Source organism: Deltaproteobacteria bacterium, from assembly GCA_016213065.1.
In the GTDB taxonomy this organism is placed as follows: domain Bacteria; phylum UBA10199; class UBA10199; order SPLOWO2-01-44-7; family SPLOWO2-01-44-7; genus JACRBV01.
In genome coordinates, this window is the sequence record JACRBV010000055.1 from 15181 (window position 1) to 36080 (window position 20900).

20 protein-coding genes and 1 tRNA gene are annotated in these 20900 nt (G+C 46.2%); 11 read left to right on the forward strand and 10 right to left on the reverse strand.

The window, feature by feature from the left end:
• The first annotated feature begins 79 nt into the window (after positions 1–79).
• Genes HY877_02990 through HY877_03000 form a run of 3 tightly spaced genes read left to right on the forward strand, consistent with a single transcriptional unit; the run spans position 80 to position 2824 of the window.
• Positions 80–1159, forward strand: coding sequence for a Re/Si-specific NAD(P)(+) transhydrogenase subunit alpha (locus HY877_02990; GenBank protein ID MBI5299246.1), 1080 nt, complete (start codon positions 80–82; stop codon positions 1157–1159).
• Complete coding sequence (locus HY877_02995; GenBank protein MBI5299247.1) at positions 1159–1452, forward strand: NAD(P) transhydrogenase subunit alpha; 294 nt, start codon at positions 1159–1161, stop codon at positions 1450–1452. Before HY877_02990 ends, HY877_02995 begins: the two co-directional genes overlap by 1 nt.
• Positions 1453–1456: 4 nt before the next feature.
• Positions 1457–2824: an NAD(P)(+) transhydrogenase (Re/Si-specific) subunit beta gene (locus HY877_03000; GenBank protein ID MBI5299248.1), complete on the forward strand. Its 1368-nt coding sequence runs from the start codon at positions 1457–1459 to the stop codon at positions 2822–2824.
• 4 nt (positions 2825–2828) lie between these two features.
• Here the strand turns inward: HY877_03000 and HY877_03005 are convergent, their stop codons facing one another.
• Positions 2829–4418, reverse strand: a complete 1590-nt coding sequence (locus HY877_03005) for a hypothetical protein (GenBank protein MBI5299249.1) — start codon at positions 4416–4418, stop codon at positions 2829–2831.
• 106 nt (positions 4419–4524) lie between these two features.
• On the opposite strand from HY877_03005, the gene HY877_03010 reads away from it, so the two are divergent.
• From HY877_03010 to HY877_03025, 4 genes are all read left to right on the forward strand, one after another.
• The gene (locus HY877_03010; GenBank protein ID MBI5299250.1) at positions 4525–5199 is read left to right on the forward strand and encodes a hemolysin III family protein; all 675 of its coding nucleotides are present in this window, start codon (positions 4525–4527) and stop codon (positions 5197–5199) included.
• Positions 5200–5291: 92 nt separating this feature from the next.
• Entirely contained in the window at positions 5292–5984 is a 693-nt protein-coding gene (locus tag HY877_03015; protein MBI5299251.1) for a hypothetical protein, read from the forward strand.
• A gap of 68 nt (positions 5985–6052) precedes the next feature.
• Positions 6053–6634: a peroxiredoxin gene (locus HY877_03020; protein ID MBI5299252.1), complete on the forward strand. Its 582-nt coding sequence runs from the start codon at positions 6053–6055 to the stop codon at positions 6632–6634.
• Positions 6635–6660: 26 nt separating this feature from the next.
• Complete coding sequence (locus tag HY877_03025; GenBank protein ID MBI5299253.1) at positions 6661–7542, forward strand: aldo/keto reductase; 882 nt, start codon at positions 6661–6663, stop codon at positions 7540–7542.
• A gap of 17 nt (positions 7543–7559) precedes the next feature.
• Here HY877_03025 and HY877_03030 read toward each other — a convergent pair whose 3' ends face one another.
• The 6 genes from HY877_03030 to pyrF form a co-directional block, all read right to left on the reverse strand.
• The gene (locus HY877_03030; protein MBI5299254.1) at positions 7560–7877 is read right to left on the reverse strand and encodes a divalent-cation tolerance protein CutA; all 318 of its coding nucleotides are present in this window, start codon (positions 7875–7877) and stop codon (positions 7560–7562) included.
• 44 nt (positions 7878–7921) lie between these two features.
• On the reverse strand, positions 7922–8461 hold the full coding sequence (locus HY877_03035; GenBank protein ID MBI5299255.1) for a cob(I)yrinic acid a,c-diamide adenosyltransferase: 540 nt from the start codon (positions 8459–8461) through the stop codon (positions 7922–7924).
• 109 nt (positions 8462–8570) lie between these two features.
• On the reverse strand, positions 8571–9023 hold the full coding sequence (locus HY877_03040; protein ID MBI5299256.1) for a tetratricopeptide repeat protein: 453 nt from the start codon (positions 9021–9023) through the stop codon (positions 8571–8573).
• An 8-nt stretch (positions 9024–9031) separates the two neighbouring features.
• Positions 9032–11332, reverse strand: coding sequence for a PBP1A family penicillin-binding protein (locus HY877_03045; protein MBI5299257.1), 2301 nt, complete (start codon positions 11330–11332; stop codon positions 9032–9034).
• Between the two features lie 85 nt (positions 11333–11417).
• Positions 11418–12371: a hypothetical protein gene (locus tag HY877_03050; GenBank protein ID MBI5299258.1), complete on the reverse strand. Its 954-nt coding sequence runs from the start codon at positions 12369–12371 to the stop codon at positions 11418–11420.
• Between the two features lie 16 nt (positions 12372–12387).
• Positions 12388–13224: an orotidine-5'-phosphate decarboxylase gene (pyrF, locus tag HY877_03055; protein ID MBI5299259.1), complete on the reverse strand. Its 837-nt coding sequence runs from the start codon at positions 13222–13224 to the stop codon at positions 12388–12390.
• A gap of 239 nt (positions 13225–13463) precedes the next feature.
• On the opposite strand from pyrF, the gene HY877_03060 reads away from it, so the two are divergent.
• The gene (locus HY877_03060; protein ID MBI5299260.1) at positions 13464–13919 is read left to right on the forward strand and encodes a hypothetical protein; all 456 of its coding nucleotides are present in this window, start codon (positions 13464–13466) and stop codon (positions 13917–13919) included.
• 23 nt (positions 13920–13942) lie between these two features.
• Here the strand turns inward: HY877_03060 and HY877_03065 are convergent, their stop codons facing one another.
• Positions 13943–14695, reverse strand: coding sequence for a hypothetical protein (locus tag HY877_03065; GenBank protein MBI5299261.1), 753 nt, complete (start codon positions 14693–14695; stop codon positions 13943–13945).
• Between the two features lie 230 nt (positions 14696–14925).
• On the opposite strand from HY877_03065, the gene HY877_03070 reads away from it, so the two are divergent.
• A complete protein-coding gene (locus HY877_03070; protein ID MBI5299262.1) occupies positions 14926–17097 on the forward strand; it encodes an MMPL family transporter in 2172 nt (723 codons plus the stop codon).
• 52 nt (positions 17098–17149) lie between these two features.
• A tRNA-Ser gene (locus HY877_03075) sits at positions 17150–17239 on the forward strand.
• A gap of 75 nt (positions 17240–17314) precedes the next feature.
• Here the strand turns inward: HY877_03075 and HY877_03080 are convergent.
• The gene (locus tag HY877_03080; protein ID MBI5299263.1) at positions 17315–18928 is read right to left on the reverse strand and encodes a peptide chain release factor 3; all 1614 of its coding nucleotides are present in this window, start codon (positions 18926–18928) and stop codon (positions 17315–17317) included.
• Positions 18929–19039: 111 nt separating this feature from the next.
• On the opposite strand from HY877_03080, the gene HY877_03085 reads away from it, so the two are divergent.
• Complete coding sequence (locus HY877_03085) at positions 19040–20212, forward strand: ATP-binding protein (GenBank protein ID MBI5299264.1); 1173 nt, start codon at positions 19040–19042, stop codon at positions 20210–20212.
• A 10-nt stretch (positions 20213–20222) separates the two neighbouring features.
• Here the strand turns inward: HY877_03085 and HY877_03090 are convergent.
• Positions 20223–20900, reverse strand: a 678-nt coding sequence (locus HY877_03090; GenBank protein ID MBI5299265.1) for an ATP-binding cassette domain-containing protein, incomplete at its 5' end; no start/stop codon positions are given.

The following is a 20900-nucleotide window of genomic DNA, read 5'->3' on the forward strand; positions in this document are numbered from 1 at the left end:
AGTGTAATTTTATTTCTTATTTTTTTACTGGATTCCTTTTCACTAAAACTATATGGAGGCGACGAATTTAAACAAATATATGATTCGAGTCGCCGTTCCCAAAGAAATTAGCCAAGGAGAAAAGCGGGTTGCCCTCGTTCCGGAGGTGGCCGGTCGTTTAGTCAAAGCCGGTTTTGAAATCCGCGTGGAATCATCCGCTGGTCTTGCCGCCCATTTCCCCGACGAACAATACACAAATGTCGGCGTTAAAATCATCAAAGACACTTCTGAACTTTATAACGGAGCGCAAATTATTTTGAAGGTACAATCTCCCAAAATGGAGGAGATCGATTTTTTCCCGGAAGGCGCCTTTTTGATTGGTTTGTTAACACCTCACCGCCTGAAAGAAGAACTGGAATTATTCAAACAGAAAAAAATCACGGCGTTTGCACTTGAAAAACTGCCGCGCATCACTCGCGCACAATCAATGGACGTGCTTTCTTCGCAGGCTACGGTTGCGGGCTATAAAGCCGTGCTCATCGCGGCAAACATAAGCAATCGCTTTTTCCCAATGCTTACCACGGCGGCGGGCACCATTCGTCCGGCAAAAGTTTTGATTTTGGGTGCGGGCGTGGCCGGCTTGCAAGCTATTGCCACATCTAAGCGGTTGGGTGCCATCGTGGAAGCCTATGACGTCCGCAGGGCAGTCAAAGAACAAGTGCTTTCCCTTGGTGCAAAATTTTTGGAAATCCCGGTGGATGCAGAAGCACAGGGAGGTTATGCGCGCGAATTGACGGAAGAAGAAAAAAAGGCGGAAAGCACGATGCTCTCCAAACATGTGGCGGTGTCTGATGTAGTTATCACCACCGCCCAAGTGCCGGGCCGTCCCGCTCCGCGCTTGTTGACAAAAGAAATGGTCGCTCAAATGAAACCGGGTTCTGTGATCGTTGATATGGCGGCCGAATCGGGCGGAAATTGTGAGCTCACAAAAGCAGGAGAAGTCATCAATCAAAATGGAGTGCGAATTGAAGGTCCCGTCAATCTGCCCAGCGCATTGTCCGTGCACGCCAGCGAAATGGTCGCCAAAAATATTTTTAACTTTCTGATGCTGTTGACCAAAGATGGAAAATCGCTGGAACCTGATTGGAGCGATGAAGTTATCGCCGGAGGAAAATTATAATGGAAGGGATTTGGGCCGCACTTTATATTTTTGTTCTCGCCGCGTTCACCGGTTATGAAGTCATCGGTCGTGTGCCCGTAATTTTGCACACACCTTTGATGTCCGGATCCAACTTTATTCACGGTATTGTGCTGGTGGGAAGCATGGTGGTTTTGGGGCATGCCGATTCTTTGCCGGAACAGATCATCGGTTTTATCGGTGTTTTGCTGGGAGCGGTCAATGCCGCCGGCGGATTCGCCGTAACGGAGCGCATGTTGCAGATGTTCGAAAAAAACAAACGTCATAAGGAATAGGTAAATGGAACTGTTAATTCAAACAACTTACTTTCTGACTGCAATTCTTTTCATCGTGGGAATGAAACGGATGAGTTCCCCCACCACCGCGCGAAGCGGCATCCGGTGGGCCGGCGTTGCCATGGCGCTTGCAACCATCGCCACCTTTTTCACTCCCAACATGCACAACTTGCCGCTGATGATTTTCGCAATTCTTGCGGGCGGACTCGTGGCATGGATTGCCGCGAAAAAAGTGGCGATGACCGACATGCCCCAGATGATCGCCATTTATAATGGAATGGGTGGCGGCGCCGCCGGTGCTATTGGTGCCGTGGAACTTTTGCAAGGCAACGTACCGGACAAAGGTTTGCTCACACTCACCATCCTTGGCGGTTTGATCGGTTCGGTTGCTTTCAGCGGCAGTATGATTGCCTTCGCCAAACTTCAGCAATTGATGGGAGATCGTCCGTTCACGTTCCGCGGCCAACAATGGATCAACATTGGAATTCTTTTGGTAACAGTTTTCTGTGCCATGCTTATTTTTTCCGGTCATGGATCGCCCGCTTTAATTTTCGCATTTTTTCTTCTTGCCCTGACTTTTGGCGTTACCACCACACTCCCGATCGGCGGCGGCGATATGCCCGTGGTGATTTCTCTTTACAACGCGCTAACAGGTCTTGCCGTCGCTTTTGAAGGTTTTGCTTTGCAAAACGCCTCCATGATTATCGCGGGTACCGTGGTTGGTGCCGCCGGTACACTTCTCACCAAAATGATGGCCAACGCCATGAACCGGTCGATTGGAAATATTTTGTTCGGCGCTTTTGGACAAGAGCAAGCGACAGGCGAACAGGAAATCAAAGGAAATTTGAAACCCATGGAAGCGGACGACGCGGCGGTCCTGATGGCGTACGCGGAAAAAGTGATCATTGTTCCCGGTTATGGAATGGCGGTGGCACAAGCGCAACACAAAGTAAAAGAGTTGATGGATATTTTGGTGGAGCGCGGCATTCAGGTAAAGTTTGCGGTTCATCCCGTGGCGGGACGCATGCCGGGACACATGAACGTTTTGTTGGCGGAATCCAACGTACCTTACGAACGCCTGTTTGATTTGGAAGAGATCAATGCGGAATTTGCAACCACCGATGTCAGTCTCGTGATTGGTGCCAACGATGTTGTCAATCCCGCCGCCCGCAACAACAAGGCCAGCCCCATTTACGGGATGCCAATTTTAAATGTCGATCAGTCGAAAAATGTGCTGGTGATCAAACGCGGCAAAGGAAAAGGATTTGCCGGCATTGAAAACGAACTCTTCTACACCGACAACACCCGCATGGTCTACGGCGACGCCCAAAATATAGTCGCCAAAATAGTACAAGCCCTCAAAAAGTTGTGATGATTTAAAAAGAAAGAGTGGACAATGAATGTAAATCTGCGTCTGCCTCTCCCGTCCTTGCTACAAGGACATCGGCATAAGGTGCACAATCTTGATAATGCACACTGAGTTTAAAACCCGGAATGATTAAGTCTACTTGATAAGCCGCTCTGGAAACGGGTCTCGGCGGAATTCTTTCATATGCACTCGCCACGATATAATCGACCATTGACGTGACCCCTCTCTCTGCAACTCCAATAATAATTGTGTCATTCGTGGTGAAAAAAGCCTCACCGCCCACAGCCAAAGAATCCATCCCAAGTCTGATGGCATTTAATTTATCTTCGCCATGAAACGCCGGTCCCATGATATCTAGAAAGATATCTGCGCCACGCATTTTAGCGGGCAAAGTGCCAATGGTAGTAACATCCCGAACAAGCTGTCCCGCATAGACTCCGTCGTCTGCGACAACGGGATAGAGAGAAACATTAAATATTTCCACAGCCCTTCCATAAAGTTTTTTGAGACCTCTGGCAGTACCACCGTCACCATCGCCAGCGATCACTATTTTTACCGGCCTTTGCGTCGCCGCATATTTGGCCTCTATTATTTTTCTAAGATTAAAACCAGTTCCATCTAGGTATTTCCCAATATTTTCATCAAGACTTCGGCCGGTTATGTAGCCCGTGCTAAATGTTCTCCTAAGCCTCAATCGCCGTTCCATTTGGATTGCTCGCACGGCATCCTCGTTTAGCTGATCATTTCTTACGAGCCAATCGAATGTTTTTCTGGGAATCGTAGCCCGCAAATTCTCGCCCTTGACCACGACATATCCCGCCTGCTCCACAACTTGGTATCCACGGGTAGCCAAATTTTTTGCCGCATTTGTTGCATCAACCGAAAGAGACGAAACCGCGACCGCTGTTTCGCCACCTGATAAAAGTGCCGCGCCCTTTAGATTAACAATACCTTTCGGAACCAGAGGAAGCGACAGAGTAAGTATTACGCCTCCTTTGCACATTCCCATCTCCGCCCTATCTTTTTCGGCTTGGTCATCTGCATCATAATAATCAACGGCATTTTTTGTAAAAAGCGTTCCACCAATCACAGGCACCGCAAGTAAAAGCCCTCCGAGAAGCATCGCGGCACCGATCGCAACCCATGTTCCCGGAAAAACTGCAATCAAGAGTGTACCCACCCCAACAGCGGCAAGACCGCCTGCGGCATATCGAAGCGTATTGGCATCGAAATCAAGCACTTCACCTACTCCCTGATAACAAGGTGAAGGGATTGAACTCAATGTCCCGGGTAATTGCGTTTGGAAATTATCGAATAGACGATTGTAGGTGGCAAAGGACGTTGTTCTTTGCATTTCCTCTCTAAACATCTTTGAAACGGTCCAACGAAGGTCCGGATACAGTCGGCCCAATGAGGTCCTTGCATCAGGAGAAAGCCTTTCGTATACGGCACTGTCGAACTCTGCAAATTTCCCCGCCACGACAACCTCTTTTAAAATTTCCGAGGCCTCATCGCGCTCAACAACGTGCACCAAGCTCCGATTACGATTCGTAACTTCAATATAGCGTGCCGCCAATTGTTCAATTGAATTAGTCAATAGATATACACCTCAAAGTCCCCCTCTACATCTGTTATCGGCAATTTTCAAAAAAAGTTGCTTGAAAAAATAATGGTGCGGTTTATATCTAATTTATGGGCACCTTATGCAAAAATTGAGCAAAGATGGAAGTACCCATGTTACTGACGAATTCTGGAACACCCTCACAGCCTCTATTGGCGCTGTTTTGGCCATGATGGGGCTTATTCTTTTGCTGACTTCTTCGGTGGCCCACAACAAACCGTGGCATACTTTAAGTTTTGCCGTGTACGGATTTGGCGCGGTGTCCCTTTTTACTTCAAGCGCCCTCCACCATGGCGTTAACGGTTCTGAAAAAACGAATCATCGCCTGCGCCAACTGGATTATTTTTCAATTTATCTGATGATCGCGGGGAGTTTAACGCCGTTTTGTCTGGTGCTTCTGCGGAATTCTATGGGGTGGACCATTCTGGCGCTTGTCTGGTTTTTGGCCGTCATCGGTATTGTTCTGAAGGCCCTCTTTCCCCGAACGCCGAAATGGGCGACCACGCTTCTTTATTTATTGATGGGCTGGCTTGGGGTGCTTATTTTTTATCCCGTTTGCCGATTAATTAACTGGGAAGGCCTTGCTTTTCTGGGAGCCGGGGGAATTCTTTATACCGTCGGTTCGCTCATTTATCTTTTTGAAAAACCCAATCCCATTCCCGGCAAATTCGGATTCCACGAAATATGGCATCTTTTAGTACTAACCAGCGCCACCAGCCATTTTTGTGCCATATTTTTCTACATTCTGCCGTATTAGCAACTTTTTGTCCTCTTCCGCCGATAACAATAATGAAGACCTTCGACAATTACCATATGGTACCTGTTACTATGTGGTAATGAGGGAATAAAATGGTTGATCGGATTGATCCTAAAATGACTGGTTTGCCGCCCCTATGGATGAACCGGGTTGTGACGGGTAGCGGGCACATTGGGAATAGCGAAGAAATTCGGAAACTTATGGGGGAACCCATCCCCAAACCCGCCGATCTGGCCCGGCTCAAACCTGAAATTGCCGCCATGTTTGCCGCGGGAGGGGTTTTGGACCGCATCACAAAAAAACTGGGTCTTCTTTCCAAAAAAAAACATAAAAAAATTATCGCGTCTCACAACACCATTGCCTGTGTCGACGACGAAAATATTCTTTATGTCGGTGTGGAGTTTCTGGAAAAATTTGGCGAAGACGAGTCTCTGCTCGCCGCGATTCTGGCCCACGAATGGGGTCACATGGTGAGCGATGTTCCCTTGGGAGCCGACTGGTCCCACCTAAGCTGGGAAGAAATTTTTGAAATGCGCCGCGAAGAAGAAGCAAATGCCGACGGTTTTGCCGGACGCGCCCTTTTTTTGATGGGCTACGCACCCGAGAGCATGATGAATTTTTTAAAATTGTTGAATAAAAAAAGAAATCCGAAACTCCCCTCCCACAAATATCACAACACCGCCACGCGCGTGGCCATTCTCAAAGCTTCCTATGAAGCTCAGGAGAGAGCTTTCGAAGCCGCCGAAAAAATTTTCAAGGTAACAAAGTGGGTGGGACAGGGTTAATTTCTGATTGACTCCGGTCCTTAGTCCATGGTCCATAGTCCCTTGTCCAAAAAACCAAGGAGGCTTTCATGACACTCGTTCAAAAAGAGGCACCCGACTTCACAGCCGAAGCGGTTGTTGGTGGCGATTTCAAAATAATCAAATTATCGGATTACAAAGGCAAATGGATTTGCCTTTTCTTTTATCCGCTCGATTTCACTTTCGTCTGTCCGACGGAAATTACCGCTTTTTCAGACCGGTATGAAGAATTCAAAAAATTGGGTTCCGAAGTACTTGGTTGTTCGGTCGACAGCAAATTCACACACCTTGCATGGACCAACACCCCGCGCAACAAGGGCGGCCTAGGCACCATCAACTTTCCTCTGCTTTCCGATGTGAAAAAAACAATCAGCGCAGACTATGGCGTGTTATTGGAAGCCGGTATCGCATTGAGAGGACTTTTCCTCATCAACCCTGAAGGAAAAGTGGTGTATCAGGTCGTTCATGACCTCGGTGTGGGAAGAAGCATCGACGAAGTTTTGCGCGTGATTCAGGCTTTCCAACACAGCGCCAAAACGGGCGAAGTTTGCCCCATGGACTGGAAGCCCGGAAAACCCACAATGAAGCCGGACCCCAAAGGTTCGCAGGAATATTTCGCAACCAGAAAGTAGCGGCACCATTCTGGTCAAAGTAGATTATGAAATATCGCAAACTCGGCAAAACTGGTCTTGATGTTTCCGTCATTGGCGTTGGTACTTGGCAGTTTGGCGGCGAATGGGGAAAGAATTTTACGCAGTTGGAAGTGGACCAGATTTTGGACCGGGCGTGGGATTTGGGAATAAATCTGATAGACACCGCTGAATGCTACGGCGACCATCTCTCCGAAATTTTAATCGGTAACGCCATCAAAAAAAACCGGAAAGACTGGATTATCGCAACCAAGTTTGGACATTCTTTCGGCGGATATCTTCAGCGCGAATCCCATTGGACTCCCAAAGAAGTTTTGAAACAGTTGGAAGATTCTCTCAAAGCTTTGCAAACCAACACCATTGATCTTTATCAATTTCATTCAGGAGATGATGAAGCTTTTCATCAGCAAGAGCTTTTTGAGATGCTACAAAAACAGATGAAGGCGGGAAAGATCCGCCACTTGGGCAATTCCCTCAGCAACGATTTTCTTTCTCAGGTGAAGGATTCAACAAAATCTGGAATTGAAGTGGTGCAGGTGGTTTACAATCGACTGGATCGACAACCGGAGAGTGAAGTTTTTCCCTTTGTCAAGGAACAAAATCTGGGAGTGTTGGCGCGCGTGCCAATGGCCAGCGGTTTTTTGAGCGGAAAATACAAACCCAATTCAAAATTCAAAGACAATGATGTCCGTGCCCGATATAATAAGAATTATTTGAAAAATCGGCTCAAAGAAGTTGAGGAAATTAAAAAAAACGAAGTCCCCGCCGGCATTGACATGTCCCAATGGGCTCTGGCCTGGTGCCTAAAAAATCCCGCCGTCTCCGCTGTCATCCCGGGATGTAAAAACATAACCCAAATCGAATCCAACGCCAAAGCGGCAGGCCTTTAACCAGAAAGTAGCGGTATTTATTTCGTGTTGGCGAGGAGCCAGCTTAGGTAATCGGGGAAGCCGTCGGTGATGGGGAGGACGATTAGTTCCGGGACTTCGTAAGGGTGCAGTTCTTCGAGTGTGACCTTCAATTCCTCCAAACGATTTTGCTGGGTTTTGATAACCAAAAGAAGTTCTTCTTCTTCGCAAATTTCTTCCTTCCATTCATAAATCGAGGTGATTTTTGGAATGATGTTCACACAGGCGGCAATGTGCGTTTCAACCAACGCTTTCGCAATTTTCTTTGCCTCTTTTTCGGAATCAATGGTTGATAAAGCAACAATCGCGTCGGTCATAAATTTTGGGACCATGGACTATGGACCATGGACCATAAAATTTTCTACACAAGTTCATACGGCACATTGTTCTTTTTCTGTTCATATCGCGCAAAAACAAAAAGTAAATCGGATAAACGATTCACGTAACGAAGTGCTTCGGTGTTGGTATAAATTTTTGCTTCCATCAATCCAACAATTTTTCTTTCCACTCTGCGTGTAATCGTGCGCGCAATATCGAGAGAAGCCGAGCACGGAGTTCCGCCGGGCAACACAAAAGAGTGGGGCAAATCCAGTTGCGGTTCAAATTCTTTAATCCACACTTCCAACTGCTCCACATCTTTTGTGTTGATCGGTGTCATTTTCCATCTGGAATCCAATTTTGTTGAGGCAAGTTCGGCACCAAGTCTAAAAAGATCAGTCTGAATTTGTTTGAGAGGAGACGCTAATTGCGCCATGGGTTTTAGAGACCGCACCCATCCCACAAAAGAAACCAGTTCATCCAATGCACCGTAAACTTTCACGCGGGGATCTGTTTTGGAAACACGCTCGCCAGAAAGAAGCCCCGTTGTTCCTTTGTCACCGGTTTTTGTTACAACGCTCATAAGAAAATCCAAAAAATTACACACATGTCATCCCCGCGAAGGCGGGGATCCAGTTTTATTTCAATGTTTCTGGATTCCTGCCTTCGCAGGAATGACAGAAAATGTTCATTTAATAATAAACTCCCTCGGGTTGTTTTGGCGGAGTTGGTTCCGCCGTTTTTCCTTCTTTTGCATCTTTAATTGTCACGCGCAGTTCCTCAATCTTGGTTTTCCAATTCTCTTGCTCCGCCAAAAAATTTTCTGCTCGATCCAGAATACTCAGTGCATCATCGTAATTTCCGCGTTGATACAGCGATTGCGACAAATAAAAATAAGCGATACCGTTTTCATAATCTACATTGATCGCCTCTTGAAAAGTTTGCACCGCTTTATCGAACTCGCCTTTTTCCAAATAACTTTGCCCGATCTGCACAAGTCTTTGTGACGCTTCCCGTCTTGGACTCAATGTTTTTTCCGCTTCGGGAGAGGGACTTTCAGGAATTTTTTCAACGGTTTTTGGTTTGGACGGCGGCAATTTTTTTGCGGGTTCTTTGGCGCATCCGCTAAAAATTAAAACAGACAAACAAAATATCAGTGAACACAAGGAACGGTTTCTTCGGTTCCCTTTATAAAATATTCGGTAAACGGTTTTGGACATTGCGGACCTGTCTTTACTTGAACAATCTCTTTGGGGAAAGTGAAATCTTGCAGAGAATTTCCGACAACTTTCTTCATAAAGGCAACCCAAATGGGCAGACCTGCTTTGGCTCCGCTCATCTGAATCGGAGTGTTGTCGTCGAAACCAATCCAGACAAGTCCCAGAACCTGCGGCGTGAAACCCACAAACCACGCATCACGGTAATTGGAAGTGGTTCCGGTTTTTCCGGCGGCAATCCCCGTGAATCCAAGATTGCGCGCGCTAGCCGCCGTGCCTCTTTCAAAAACGCCCTTCATCAGACTGTCGACAAGAGCTACGGGAGCTTCGTTAAACACCCGTTTCATCTTCAAAGTTTTCTTTTCCAAAACATCTCCCTGCGTCGTCATGATATTAATGACCGCCGAAGGATCTGGTTTGACGCCCAAATTGGGGAAAATGGTGTAAGCCATCGCCATTTCCAGAGGACTCACCTCAAAACTTCCGAGCGCCAAAGACGGGACCGGATCGAGAGGACTTGTGATTCCCGCGTCGCGTGCCGTCTGCACCACTTTATCCAGACCAACATCCAAAGCCAACTTGGCTGTGGCAATGTTGTAGCTGTTTTCCAGCGCTGTACGAAGAGTCACATCCCCGTGTTGTTGATGATCGTAATTTTCCGGACTCCAAGGACCTTGCACCGTGTCAATCGTAAAATTTCTGTCTGGAATGAGTGTGATATTGGTGAATTTTTTTAAAGAGCGGTCGGGATCAAGCGCCGTCAAATAAACAAACGGTTTGAAGGTACTGCCGGGCTGGCGCATAGCCTGCGTGCATCGGTTAAACTGACTGGTGTTGTAATTTTTTCCACCAACCATCGCTCGCACATAACCGTTTTGCGGCGACACAACGACAACACATCCTTGCAATCCCCCTTCATGATCTTTCGGAAGAAGCGCCGCGTTCTTTTTTTCCAAATCAGACAGACCTTGTGTCAGGGCTTCGTCTCCGGCAAGTTGCATCGTCATATCAAGAGTTGTAAAAATTTTGAGTCCCTCTTTCTGCAAAATATCCTGAGGATATAAATCGGCGATTTGATTTTTTAAAAAATCAATGAAATAGGGAGCCACGATCGGTCTGACTTTGGGTTTGGGCGTCACAATCTCTTCGACAATTGCTTTTTTGTACGCTTCTTCCGTGATGATATCCGCCTCTCTCATTTTTTTGAGAATGAGATTGCGTCGGTCCTGTGCCCTCTCCTTGTTTCTCAACGGAGAATATTCGGAAGGATTGCGAATCATGCCTGCCAACATGGCCGATTCACTTAAGGTGAGTTGATGAATATCCTTGGCAAAATAATGTTTGGCCGCTTCGGCAACGCCGGTAACACTGGAAGGACCGCGTTGTCCCAAATAAATTTCATTGAGATATGCTTCAAGAATTTCAGCTTTGGTATGTTTTTTTTCAAGAATCAACGCCATCAGCGCTTCATCAATTTTGCGACGTATTGATTTTTTGGCGGTGAGGAAAAAATTTTTCACCAACTGTTGTGTAAGAGTTGATCCTCCCTGAGCCAGTTTGAAAGAGAGGAGATCCGCCGCGGCGGCCCGTATAATACCTACTGGATCAATGCCGTGATGTTTGAAAAACCGTTCATCTTCAATAGTGATAATCGCTTCCAAAAGATATTGGGGACATTCTTTTAAAGTGATGAGGGTTCGATCCTCCATTTTTTCGTCAAATAAAGTTGCAATCTCTTCGGGTTCAAGACGCACAAGCGGCAAATCTTCGTTTGATTCCAGATCAACCATCCGCTGAATGGCGCCCTGAAGCAGTTCAAGACGAACCGGATAACCGGCGAATTTTTCCAGTGGATAGGCAAAGTCGTGGAGATAAATATCGATGTGATCCTTTGCGGTGACAAAATCTCCCGGGCCCTTGAGCGTTTGCGATACTTCGCGATAACCCAAACGTTCCAGCTTTCCGTTCAGATTTCGTTTTGTGATATCAACACCCGGATAAAGATATTCACTGTCGGCATAAACTCGGGAAGGAATATTCCATTTCTGCGCCACATTAAATTTTGTTTCGACTATTTTTTCGAGTTGCTGGATACGAATGAAAGCCGCCAGACTGATCAGAGCTAAAACAATCAGCATCCAAAAAAAATAGCGCACAAAACGGCGTTTCTTCTTTTTTTGTTTCTTCACGGGATGAAACCGTTTCCGCAAATCTTCTTTTTGTAAACGTCTTGGCATAAGAAAAAATCAAAAACCAAAAATCAAAAACACAAATCAAAAACCAAAAACACAAATCAAAAACCAAAAATAAAAGTCACATAATTTAAAGCCACCTCAATATATCATCTATAATCCTGCGTTCCAGATTTGTTCCATAAACCGCATTGCCTTGTTGTACACCAGCGGGACTCGTCACATTGATTTCTGTAAGATAGGGGCGGATGACATCGAGCCCCACAATATAAAGGCCCTCTTTTTTTGCCCAAGACCCAACTGTTTCCGCAATTTTTTTCTCGCGCATTTCCAACGGAAAGGGAAGCAGTTGACCTCCCGCCGCGGTGTTGGCCAAAAAATTTCCGGGTTTGGGTTTGCGAATAAAATGTGTCAGAATTTTTCCGTTCCATAAAACAATTCTCTGATCTCCCACAGAAATTTGCGGCAGGAATTCTTGACACACCACCATAAAACGCCCATCCCCCGTCATCTCTTTCAGAATTTCCCCAAATTTTTGATTTTTGATTTTTGATTTTTGAATTTTAATGACCCCGCGTCCGCTCCCGTCACTTAAAGGTTTAACGACGACTCCCTTTTTTTGTTTTTCTGCGAACGTAACAATCTGATCGACATTGGAACTGACAAGCGTTTTGGGACTGAAAGAAAAAGAAAGCGCGGAGAGTTTTTCATTGAAACGCAAAATGGCGGAGGGTTTGTTGACCATCAACACCTCTCCTTCCACCTTCATCAAAAGATACAAATGATGAAGATAATACATATCAACCGGTGGATCTTTGCGCAGAAAAAGAACATCGAATTTTTTAAGTGGAAGTTTTTTTTGACCAATCACAGAAAAGAAATCCGGAATTTTTCCTGTCAATTCAATTTCTATAAATGTTCCCCAAAGTTCATTCTGCTTCATGAAAAGATCTTTTGGCTGACAAACCAGAAAATCATGACCCAATCTTTGAACCTCTTTCATATAACAAAGAGTATTGTCCATGAGCGGTTTGAAATTGGTGAGAGGATCGGCGATAAAACCGAAAAGTCGTTTTTTGGGCATGTCACTAAGTAACGTTTTATTTTACGGTTTGCAAGATAGCGTTGCGGGCGGCCGCGGCAAAATCAACACCGTTGGAGGCAAAAATCACACTGCGGGAGAGATTGATCAACAATCCACCTCCGTCTGCATTCGTTCCGAACTTCACGGTGGTTTTCCAATCCCCCCCCTGCGCGCCAACGCCGGGCACCAAGAAAGGCAGATATGGCGCCGCTTTGCGGACAGACTGCAATTCTTCCGGACAGGTTGCCCCAACCACAAGTCCGCAATTATTATTTTTGTTCCATTGCCTTACCTGTTTTGCAACCTTCAGATAGAGCGGTTCGCCGTCTATTTTGATATCCTGAAATTCTTTCGCCCCCGGATTGGAAGTGCGGCACAAAATAAAACACCCCTTCTCCGCGTAATTCAAAAACGGTTGAAGCGATTCTCTCCCCATATACGGATGGAGTGTGATGGCATCGGCCTTGATTTCTTCAAAAGCGGCTTTGGCGTAGGCGTCGTTGGTGTTGCCGATGTCTCCGCGTTTGGCATCCAGCAAAATCAAAACGTGTGGCGCTGTTTCCAAAATAAAGGCGACGGTTTTTTGAAGCGCCTCCAAACCTTTCACCCCTTCTGATTCATAAAACGCAATGTTCGGTTTGTAAGCGGCGACTAAATCGGATGTTTCTTCAATAATTTTCTGATTGAAGGAAAGCTGTGTTTCCCCTTTGGGGAGTTTTGCAACATCGCTATCAAGCCCCACACAAAGAAGCCGGCGCTTCTTCCAATTCTGATCAAGAATTTCCTGAAAATAACGTTTAGACACGCCCGCCGAAATACAGGAGCTGAAACGCTTTGTCAATTTCTCCACCATATTTTTGAAAATAATATTGACAAGCGTTGACGGTTTCTCTAGAAGGGCGCCTCGTTTGGAGGCACTCCCTTCAAATTCGCTAGCGGAAGTGGCCTGATTAAGCGTCAAGGTCTGGCTTAGCCAGACCGCGAAGCAAACTCGCAGAGTTTGCGGAGTCTAAAAAGAGCCCCCGAATTATCTAGCTTTTAAAAACCAAAGATTGCGAAAGCAATGAGGTTGTTCGTCAAAGGAGAATTATCATGGAAAACACAGCATTGAAGAAGTTTTCACCAGAAGTAGCCGCACAAAGAGGATTTAAAAATTGGGCCGACAGAGATGGTGACGGCCTCATTTCAGAAGGAGATACTTTTGAAATTCCTTTCAAAGGAAATGGTCAGCGAGCAGTTCGAATGCTTGGAATACGTTATGACCAGACTCACGGACATCTTTTGGGAGAAGTTTTAGCAGTCGATTCTACCCAGCATGGCACGAACTATGCGTTCGTCACGACAGAGGGTTGTATGGCCTATGCAGAATTTTCCAGCGATCGAAACAAACCGGGATTTGGTTATTTCACCAGCATGCTTTTCGGAGACCAAGCGCGAGCCAAATTGTCAGCACTTCGTCTTTTGCAAAAACCGGCCACAGCATCAACAGTGACACCGGAAACTCCTGCTACAGAGAAAATTGCTTTGGACGTCAAAGTCAACAGCTAAACTTGTTTTTTATTTTCGAATCATCAAATGGTTTTTCCGCAAATAATGCCGCCGGTTGCCGTGATTCTTGTAGAGCCGCCAGCATTAGCCTTGATTGTGATCGATGCAGGGTTGGCGGCAAGAAGATTCAAAATGGCCTGAGCGGTGGTTAGGGCATTATTATTTCCGTCCACTAAGGAAATATCGGCCAGTGTCAGCCCAAGAGAAGAAAGCGTTTTCCCGGCATCGGTGCCGGAGACCGTAAAACGAAGTCTCACGCGGCGTGTTGTAGTCCCGTCTGTGAAAGTCAGTTCCGCACGATAGGTTCCCGCATCGTGGAAACCATAAGCCAGATTGGTGAAAGTGAAACCGCTGTTGCACATCATAACCGTACCGCGGGTGTTTTGAATAATACTCATCGTGGTATCTGCGAATAAAACGGTTGAATTGGTGGTGCTGAAGGCGTTCGCATCACTCGGGTCCCATGTGCCCTGCTTTCCGCAGATAAAGGGATTATCGGCGTCGGAAGTAAATGTCTTTTCCATGAAAATAAAAGACGTGGCCACAGAAAGGGCATTCTTAAAAGTCGTAGTAGTAACATCAACGGAGTTATTGCAGACACCAACGGTGGGAAAATCCAGAGATGTCAGGGCAACACCGCTTGTACTTGTTGCACTGGTTCCGGTTGTGGTGCCGGCTGTGGGGTCTCCCGCAGAACCGCAGTGATTAAATAAAACCGTTACAAAGGCCCCGCTCAAAAGAGAAACCAAAACTACAGGTATCTTTTTTCCCTTCATGTTACACCCCCATGGTTAAAATGATTATTTGGATTCTCCGGCTTTTTGCGGCATTGTTTGTCCGCCCGCGAGAGAACACCCGCTCCAAAAAACGCCGGAAAAAACCAGAAACAAAGCAAACAACAAAAATGTTTTTCTCACGAATCCCCCTTTGCAGATTGACTGAAACAATGGACGCAATATAGAGAATCGGGGGTTGGTTGCAATGAGAAAATCCTTCCCCTAAAAAAATGGATTTTTCAAATTTCATAAAACACTTTCGTTTTCAGATTCTGGCGGCCGGAACTATCGCAATCGCATTTGGCTTCTGGTTTTCCAAAGGACTCAACCTTGATCCCTCGCTCCACTCCCGTTTTCTGAGAGACAGTCCACAGATTGAAACATACCGAGATTTGCAAGAAAGTTTCGGCACGGAGCCGCTTTTGGCTCTTGTTTGGGAAACAGAAGAGCCTGTGCTCGGAGAAACCAAGCTACTTCGGCTACGACAACTCACGGATCAACTTGCTCAAACAGAGGGCATTCAATCCGTCATCAGCCTTTCCAATCTGTCCCGCAATCAGCAGAAACCCGACACGGAAATATTGAAACAGTTGCCGCTCACAAAAAAACTTCTTCTCTCACCTGATGGAAAAAGAACGGTCTTGGCCCTTATTCCCTCGGCCTCTGCAATTCTTCCCAGCAAAGGTTTGGCTCTTACAAAAAAAATTGAATCTGGCGTCAAAGAATTTCTTCTGCCGACGGAACGCGCTTTTTTAACGGGGCCGCTGGCCATGCAATCCAAGGCGATTGAATTGTCCCGCAAAGATCTTTTTTTTTCCGTTTCGGCGATTACCCTTTTCGGAATTGTTTTGTTCGGTTTTATTTACAGATCGTGGCGCACGATTACAGCGGCTGTTTTGGCGGGGTTGTCCGGCGTTTCCTTCTCCTGCGGTCTTATGGCGATTTTGAATGTCTCTCTTTCCCAGTTTGCCTTGATGGCCGTTCCCATCCTCGCGGCGATTGGTTTTGAAAATGCGGTTTATTTCATCGGACATTTCACCAACGAAAAAAACAGGGGTGCGGATGATACGGAAGCTCTGCGAAAAATGTTTCAGTCGTGCACCATCCCCTGTCTCTGGGCCGTCATCACGACCATCGCCGGATTCGCAACGCTTCTATTTTCAGACCTCTCACAGATCCGCTCCATCGGACTGATTGTTGTCACCGGAATCCCATTCACCCTTATTTCCTCTTTGACTATTCTTCCTGCTATCCTGATTGGCGTCAAAAAGCAGAAGATGGCGACACCGGGCCCTTTTCTTGTCGCAACCATTAAAAAAAATCCCATCCTTCTGGCTTCTGTTTTGATCGTTGCAACACTTGTTCTGTCTTACGGCATTCGCTTTGTACATCTTCGTTTTGATTTTCCGCGGATATTCAAAACGGGAACGGCCCCGCAGATGGAGATCGCGGAGATGGACGAAAAACTTTTCGGCGCCGCCTCTTTTGAAATTCTTATGCAGACAACGGACGGCACGGATTTTTCTCATCCGGAAAAATTCAAACTGATTCAGGGTATGCAAATGGCCATGGGCCTCACAGCACCCGTTGCAACAACCCTGTCCCCGATTGACATCGGCATCAGCGCTTATGTTCTTACAAGCGGCATTCCCAAAAACGCCAAGGCGCTTTGGAATAACAGAAACCGTCTTCTCAGGGAAATACGGGCTTCTGACGATGGTCTCCTTCGTCAATGGCTATCCAAAGATCTTAAAAAAGTGCGAATCCACGTTCGCGTCCGCACCGACAAACAAGAGTATTACGATAAAATGATTCAGGCGCTGAATTATATGAAAACAAGTTTTGCGGGCGTCGGCGTGGATGTTTCGTGGAGCGGTTTTGCCTTGCTATATAAAGAGATGGAAAAAAAGATGCTTGCCGAACTGATTCGAAATTGCACAATGGCCTTCGTTACCGTCTGCCTTTTACTGATTGTCCTTTTTCGCTCTGTCAAATGGGGGCTCCTCGCCATGATCCCCAATGTCTTGCCCATTCTGATTACGATGGGAATCATGGGATGGACGGGGGCGGGTTTTTCGCTCGCCCTCATGATTCTTCCCGCCGTGGGGCTTGGGCTGATTGTCGACGATACAATCCACATTCTGTGGGGGATGAAACAGGGCATGAAAGAGGGGATGACGCCCGCAGAGGCCGTAGAGAAAACTCTTTCCGGTGTAGGGCGCGCGTGCATGCTGAGCTCCGTTGTTTTGATCCTTGGCTTCGCTTCGCTCATCACATCCGGTTTTATTTCGAACATACAGCTTGCCCTGTGGATGCCCACTCTACTTACCCTTGCCCTGTTGTTTGATCTGGTAGCATTGCCGCTGGGCGTTATTCTGTGGAACAAAAAACCACAGCGTTGACTTTCAAACTTGTTTTTTCCCCCTCCGGATTGCATAGTCAAAAACGTAGTTTGGAGGGGTGTCCGAGTGGTTGATGGAACCAGTCTTGAAAACTGGCGAACCCTTACGGGTTCCGTGAGTTCGAATCTCACCCCCTCCGCCAAAAATCAAAATCAATCAGTGCTGTATGGAAATCAATCATCTCTCTTTGATTAAATGATAATGACAACGGGGCGCCCTATCCACACTCCTTTTCATAATTGAGAAGGCTTGCGTAAAAATGAATTTCGGGATTTTTTTCGGCGATGTAATCTTTTTCCCAATCGCTTTCAAAAAGCATCATCGGATAACCCCGAACATCATAAACAATGTGAAACTGATAATAGTCGTAAAAGCGATCCATCTCTTTTTTGCTTTCCGAATGATACCAGCGGGAAACACCATATTTCATCGGTGTAAAAACCGCATCGGCTCCATATTCATGCAAAAGTCTGAACTTCACCACTTCCAGTTGAAGTTGTCCCACCACCCCGATAATCGTCTCCGAATTGTGGCGGCGCCGGAAAACCTGCGAAGTTCCCTCTTCCGCCAACTGTTCAAGTCCTTTTTGAAGTTGTTTGCTCTTGATCGGATTTTTTAATTCCACACGACTAAAAAGGTTGGGGGAAAACTGGGGAATGCCGGTGAAACGGAGTTCTTCGCCCATCGTAATCGCATCGCCAATCATCAAAGAACCCTTGTCATGAATGCCGATGATGTCGCCGGCGTAGGCGCGATCAATATTTTTGCGTTCCTGCGACATGAATTGCATGGCGTTGTTGATTTTGAAAAATTTTTCCTGACGAACATGATAGACACTCATGCCCTGCACAAATTCTCCCGAACAAATGCGCACGAAAGCACACCTGTCACGATGTTTGGGATCCATATTCGCCTGAATTTTGAAAACGAGTCCGGTGAATGCAACCTCTTCGGGATGAATCGCTCTGCTGACGGTGGGACACGGTCTGGGACTTGGAGCATATTTTATGAACGAATCGAGAAGTTCCTGAACGCCGAAATTATTGACGGCGGAACCAAAAAAAACAGGACTTAAATTTCCCTGTAGAAATTTCTGTTCGTCAAAAATATGTCCCGCTCCGCACAACAATTCCAGATCATCTTTGAGTTTCTCAATATATTCCGTACCAATTTTTTCCCGAAGCACGGGGTCTTCCAAATCGCTAAAAATTTCTTCGCGTACACGTCTTGTTTTCTGGTTAGAATCAAAAAGACGGATTTTCTTTTTCACCAGATCATAAACACCCCTAAATTGTTTTCCATGGCCAATGGGCCATGTGACGGTGAAACAGGGAAGTTGCAACACCTGTTCCACCTCATTAACCAACTCAAAGGGACCATGTCCCTCCAAATCGAGTTTGTTCATGAAAGTGATGATCGGAAGATTGCGATCTCGGCAAACCTGAAAAAGTTTTTTGGTCTGGGTTTCGATTCCTTTTGAGGAGTCGATCACCATCAAGGCGCTGTCCACGGCGGTTAGCACGCGATAGGTATCTTCGCTGAAATCCTGATGCCCCGGCGTGTCGAGCAAATTGAATTCGTGATTGTCATATTCAAATTGCATCACGGAAGATGCAACCGAAATACCGCGCTGTTTCTCAATCTCCATCCAGTCAGACTTTGCGAAGTGTCTTGCCCGTTTTGCCTTTACCATCCCCGCCATATGAATCGCATTTCCAAACAGTAGAAGTTTTTCGGTGATGGTTGTTTTTCCCGCGTCGGGATGGGAAATAATCGCAAACGTTTTGCGACGCCTGATTTCTCGGATAGTTTCGGGACTGGAGAGATTCATGTTTTTTTTAAGGACCCGTCACATAATGGACAACCGTTACAGAATCAAGATTTATCACTTCTAACAAAAATTGATGGACATAACTCCATAAACAGCGTATAAATATGGAGTATGTTCCAGAGAATAATTAAACCAATAAAATCAAATAGTTTCTTTCTTTTCGGAGCACGGGGAACTGGCAAATCGACCTTTTTGAAGAGCTTTTTTGAAGGCGAAAAGACGCTCTGGATTGATTTGTTAGACCCATTGCAAGAAGAGGAATATGCCAAAAATCCGGGATTATTTTTTTCCACAGTAGAGGCACAAAAAAATCGGATCCGGTGGGTGGTCGTTGATGAAGTTCAAAAACTTCCCAAATTGCTCGATTCCGTGCATCGTCTGATTGAATCATCCCCTGTTTTGTTTGCCCTCACCGGTTCCAGCGCACGTAAACTCAAACGAGGTGCCGCCAATTTGCTTGCGGGAAGGGCTTTTCTCAATAATCTTTTTCCGTTGACGCATGTGGAAATGGGAGAAGCCTTCAGTCTGGAAAAGGCGCTCCATTTTGGAGCACTGCCAAAGGCGGCCAATCTCTCCCGGATACAAAACTCGAAAGAGGAGCCCAACGCTTTTTTAAAAACCTATGCCATAACTTATCTGAAAGAAGAAGTCTGGGCGGAACATGTCGTGCGAAAGCTTGATCCCTTTCGAAAATTTTTGGAAATTGCGGCTCAATGCAACGGATCCATTCTCAATTATTCCAATATTGCACTCGATACCGGAGTTGATGTCAAAACAGTGCAGTCTTATTTCGAAATTCTGGAAGATACACTGGTGGGATCCCTGCTCCAGCCATATCATCGTTCCATCCGCAAGCAACAACGGCAAAATCCCAAATTCTATTTTTTTGACACGGGTATCAAACGCGCCCTCGAGGGAACATTGGAGGTACCTCTGTTACCTCAAACCTACGCCTATGGAAGAGCCTTTGAACATTGGCTCATTATCGAAATGATGCGTCTTAACGATTACAAGAAAACCGATTTCCGTTTTTATTATCTGCTCACAAAAGACGGAGCGGAAATTGATCTGATTGTGGAAAGACCGGGACTTCCCGATATTTTGATTGAAATCAAATCATCCAACAGGGTTGATGAACGGGATACACAAACGGTGGAAAAATTTTTGAGGGATTTTAACAGGGCCGAGGCTTACTGTTTTTCAAACGACCCCACATCAAAAAAAATCGGTTCCGTTTTGGCGCTCCACTGGCAAAAAGGTTTGCAAGAAATAGGACTCGCTTAAAAAAACAACTCTACTGCCGGGTCATTTTTTTGTAATGGATGCGGTGAACCTGATCTGCTTCGGCACCCAAACGGCGGTGCCGGTCTGCTTCATATTCGGCAAAATTTCCATCAAACCAAAACACCTGACTCTCTCCTTCAAAAGCCAGCATGTGGGTGGCCACGCGATCCAGAAACCAGCGATCGTGACTGATAATAACCGCGCACCCGCCAAAATTTTCAAGGGCCACTTCCAGCGCGCGGAGTGTGTTCACATCAAGATCGTTGGTCGGTTCGTCAAGCAAAAGAACGTTGCCGGCATCTTTCAAAGTCATTGCAAGATGCACCCGGTTTCTCTCACCGCCGGAAAGAACGGAAATTTGTTTTTGCTGATCGGTACCGGAAAAATTAAAACGGGAAACATACGCGCGCGAATTAATATCTCTTGTCCCAAGCCGGATTATTTCTCCCCCGCCTGAAATACATTCCCAGACGGTGCGCGTGTCATTCGGTGCAAAGCGGTTTTGATCAACATATCCAAGTTTCACGGTTTCTCCCACCTTGAAAGAACCGTTGTCCGGTTTTTCAAGTTGCATGATCATTTTAAACAGCGTCGTTTTGCCGGCGCCGTTAGGACCGATCACACCAACAATCCCGCCCTGCGGAAGGGAAAAACTCAAATTTTCAAAAAGAATTTTGTCGCCATAAGC